Genomic DNA, 3,875 nt, shown 5'->3' on the forward strand with positions numbered 1-3,875 from the left:
CCAGGAACCTGTTGAAGCTCCGAGAGTATCGTTTTGATTAACATCGAGATTGACAAAGAAATCTCCAAGAATATCCAATGCCAAACTCTCAAAACCAATGTATAAATAATCTTCATCCCAGGTAATGAAAAGCGTGTCAGTATTTGCCTGGATGCGTTCTGTAGTCTGATCAAAGTCGTTTGTGCCGTCTATGAAAATATGATGAGGAGTTATCCCGTTTGGGACTTGCAGATTAGCAGAACTATTGGGAGCAACAGCATTCCCATTCAAATCCTCGATATTATTGACGATGATATCGCCTTCATCTCCGGCAACCAGATTTTCGTTCAAATTTATATGAAAGAGATTCCAGTTATCCTGCCTTTCGATAGTATCGATCGTATAGGAATTGGTGAATCCGCTTAATTGGTAATTCGCTATGTTTTCTCCGGTAATATCATCCATCCCCTCATTAAAACTGATCTGAACTGTATTGTTATCTATTATTTGAGCAAATTCATAAAGTTCAGGAGAGAATTCATCAAGATTGATGGATTGCAGAGCTTCGAGCTGGGAATATGTTTCGTCTGTCCAACCTGCATAGAGCAGGAATTTAAATTGATCATAACCATGAATTTCATCACCTTTGACCAGAGTTCCTTCAAATGTTCCATTATGATATGTCCCGCCATTGTTGAGAATATAGGCGACTGTTGCTCCTGAATTTACATTCTTCTGTCCCATATAAGCTGCGTCTGCATCCCAGACTCGTTCCCAATCCACATCCCAGAGAGTAGAAAGGTAATCCGGAGTCCAGCCGGATTTTACATAAACATCCGTATCTCCTGCAAAATAGATAACTTCCGCATAATCGTTCCCGGGTGATAATCGAACAACTTTATGGATCACTCCGTAATACATCGAGATCTGAACTTCATTATCACGCACATAATCGATAGCAAAACTGTAAATATCGTTCTGGTAATTCGGACTGACATCGGAAAGAGCTGCCACATGATTATTGGAAGATTCGTTATAATCTCCGTCAGATTCCGACCAGTAAACATTATCCGAACCGACAACAGCAACACCTCCGCAATCTTTGGAAAATATCCAGTTAGCCTTTCCACCAATCCCCTCAAAAACCATAAATATCTTATCATTATGGATAATCAGTTCATCTCCGCCGTCATGATCGATATCACTCATAAAAGCATTGGTCGTATCTGCGTATTCTCCATTATACCAATGAGAAGCTTCTTCGTAAACATTCGCATTTTTGATATGAGAAGAATAACGATGGATCCAATCACTAACCTCTCCATCCGTATGCCAGCCGGTTTCATGGAGATTGGTCATCATCGTGTACCAGCCGAGTTGGGAAATATTATTGTTGGGAGCATCCTGCAGATTCGTATATGCGTCCCACCAGACAGTTCCGTAATTCCATTGCGGATCATGAAAATCGGAATGAGAACCGGTAGCAGCAAAATCTGTGTACCAGGAATTATTACTTCCACCATAACCGTCATATCCGCCAAGCAGGAAATAAGTTCCTGTTGTTATATCAACACCGGGATAATTAAAATTGGAATTGTAGATCGCATCATCAAGTTTCCAGGTTACAACTGCCGGATAATTATCATGACAATACCAGATCAGTTCTTCGTAATTATCCAGGAAAAAAGTATCGTGATGTTCATTCATTTCAGCAGCAACTTCCCAATCCGTTCCGTAAACTGCGATCCCGTAATCTCCGGTGCTGGAAACAAGAGTTTTTGCTCCATTCAGGTCATAATGGACTTTTCCGACAAATTCGTTATGAATTGGAATAACTCTTAAATTAATTCCATTGCCATTATTCATCCAGGTTATTTTCGTGCTTTTATCCCAACCGACATTATCCAGGTGAGGAGAATCATCGAGGATAACAGCTTCGACTCCATGTTGTTCCCAGTTATCCCCAAGCCAGGAATCTACAAGTCCGGCATCAGGATAATGTCCGGAAGCAAGCCAGACTCTTTCCGGAACCCAGGCAACTTTGGGAACATAATTATAAACATAATCGACCATTTCCTTTTCCGTATAAACAGCCCAGTTATTCATATCATCATGAACAAATGGCATAATGTGTTGAGCATAAGCGGAAGTCAGCATGGAAACCCAACCTCCCGTAACTCCGATTCGCAACCAATCGTTAAAAGCAGGATCATGCCAGTTGGCAGCCGTAATCAATGTTCCGGACATGTGAAAATTTCCAGGAACTAACGCTGCTTGATGAACTTCTAATACTTCATCAAATCCGCTCGTTTCCTCAGGATATTGACCTCTGAAAACTTCCGTATAAGTCAATCCCTGATTTCCATGATGAACAAAGGCACAATTTCCACCTCGATGATTCCTTGTCCCTTTTCCGGAAAAGCTGTCTATTATCTGATTATCAAGATAGATATCGAAGGCGAATGTCAGGTTTTCTTTAGGGAAATTATGATACCAGTTCAATTCGATTTCCAGAAGATTGCTGTTCGGAGTTCTTAAAAAATAGGAATCAAAATTTCTGTAGGATGTGGCATTAAGATTGAAATTCCTTGTAATAAACAGGTGTTTATTATTAGTGATTTTCAGTTGCATTTTGATATTCTGATTGGAAAAATTATCCCGGAAAATTCGATTTTCCTTCCTGATAACCATATCGTCGAAATTAAGCCTGACAAATAATTTTCCTTCTTCAATCCTGACAAATGTGGAAGTTATATCCCCGAAATCTGCTTTACAATCTCCGACTTCATCAAAACCAATAAAGTCTTCTAATTCCCATGATTTGACATTTCCTGTGATTTCAAATGCGTTTAAAATTACAAATGAAAATAATAATATAATTAAAATTATTTGTTTCATTTAACAACTCCTCGAAATTTATTTTCTTTGAGCAAATTTATTTTTATTTCAGTTTTTAGTAAAGGAAAAAATGGTTTTAGAAGTTTTCGTTTTTAAATCTTTTATTGAATTTACTCAAAAAGATGTTTAAGAAAAACTGGGGTGGAAGGAATCGAACCCACACATACGGAACCAGAATCCGCTGTCCTACCGTTAGACGACACCCCAAATAATGAAAGCCCGTTACAGGGCTTTTTTAATGAAAATGACTGGGCCGGGAGGATTCGAACCCCCGAATGCATGGACCAAAACCATGTGACTTACCGCTTGTCGACGGCCCAACTCATTAAACACTGAATAACACTGATATTCACCGCAAACGAATACATAATTCAGTACATTTCGGTGTTCCTCGGTGTTTCATTAAATTACAAATAAATCTGGCGGAGAGGGTGGGATTCGAACCCACGGTGAAGTTTAACCCCCACACACGCTTAGCAGGCGCGCACCTTCAGCCAACTCGGTCACCTCTCCAAATAATCTCAAAACGGAGGATGAGGGACTCGAACCCCCATGGGCAAAGCCCGGCGGTTTTCAAGACCGCTGTCTTACCAATTAGAACTAATCCTCCTAAAGAGTGAGAACTAATAATTTTTATGCTTTTTTAGTGTCAAATATTTTTTGGAGCATTCGTATCGAGAATCAACTTCCGAATGTGCGAAGTCCTTCGGAATGTTGGAATTCACACCTTCAAAACAATCGGAAGACCTTGCGGATTAAAATCCGATGGACATTCCGATGTTTTAATTCCGCATCAAAACCATCTTCCTAACCGGAGAAGCAAAACTATCAGTTTTTAATCTATAGAAATAAATACCGGAATTTACCGGTTTTCCGGATTTATCTGTTCCGTTCCAGATTATTAAATGAAGCGACTCTGTAGCTTTTGCATCCGGCAGCTGCCGGATTCACTCCAAAAATCTCATTTTTCTCACAGAATGCAATTCTGTGCTACTGTA

At 39.7% G+C, this 3,875-nt stretch carries 1 protein-coding gene and 4 tRNA genes; all 5 read right to left on the reverse strand.

The features are described from left to right. The coding region (locus tag ENL20_01175; protein HHE37172.1) for a hypothetical protein at positions 1 to 2,877 on the reverse strand (2,877 nt) is incomplete at its 3' end. 136 nt (positions 2,878 to 3,013) lie between these two features. Beyond that, a tRNA-Gln gene (locus ENL20_01180) sits at positions 3,014 to 3,084 on the reverse strand. A gap of 38 nt (positions 3,085 to 3,122) precedes the next feature. After that, a tRNA-Gln gene (locus tag ENL20_01185) sits at positions 3,123 to 3,197 on the reverse strand. Positions 3,198 to 3,297: 100 nt separating this feature from the next. Continuing rightward, a tRNA-Ser gene (locus tag ENL20_01190) sits at positions 3,298 to 3,390 on the reverse strand. A gap of 14 nt (positions 3,391 to 3,404) precedes the next feature. After that, positions 3,405 to 3,487, reverse strand: a tRNA-Ser gene (locus tag ENL20_01195). Positions 3,488 to 3,875: the final 388 nt, after the last annotated feature.

This window comes from Candidatus Cloacimonadota bacterium (assembly GCA_011372345.1).
Classification (GTDB): Bacteria; Cloacimonadota; Cloacimonadia; order Cloacimonadales; family TCS61; genus DRTC01.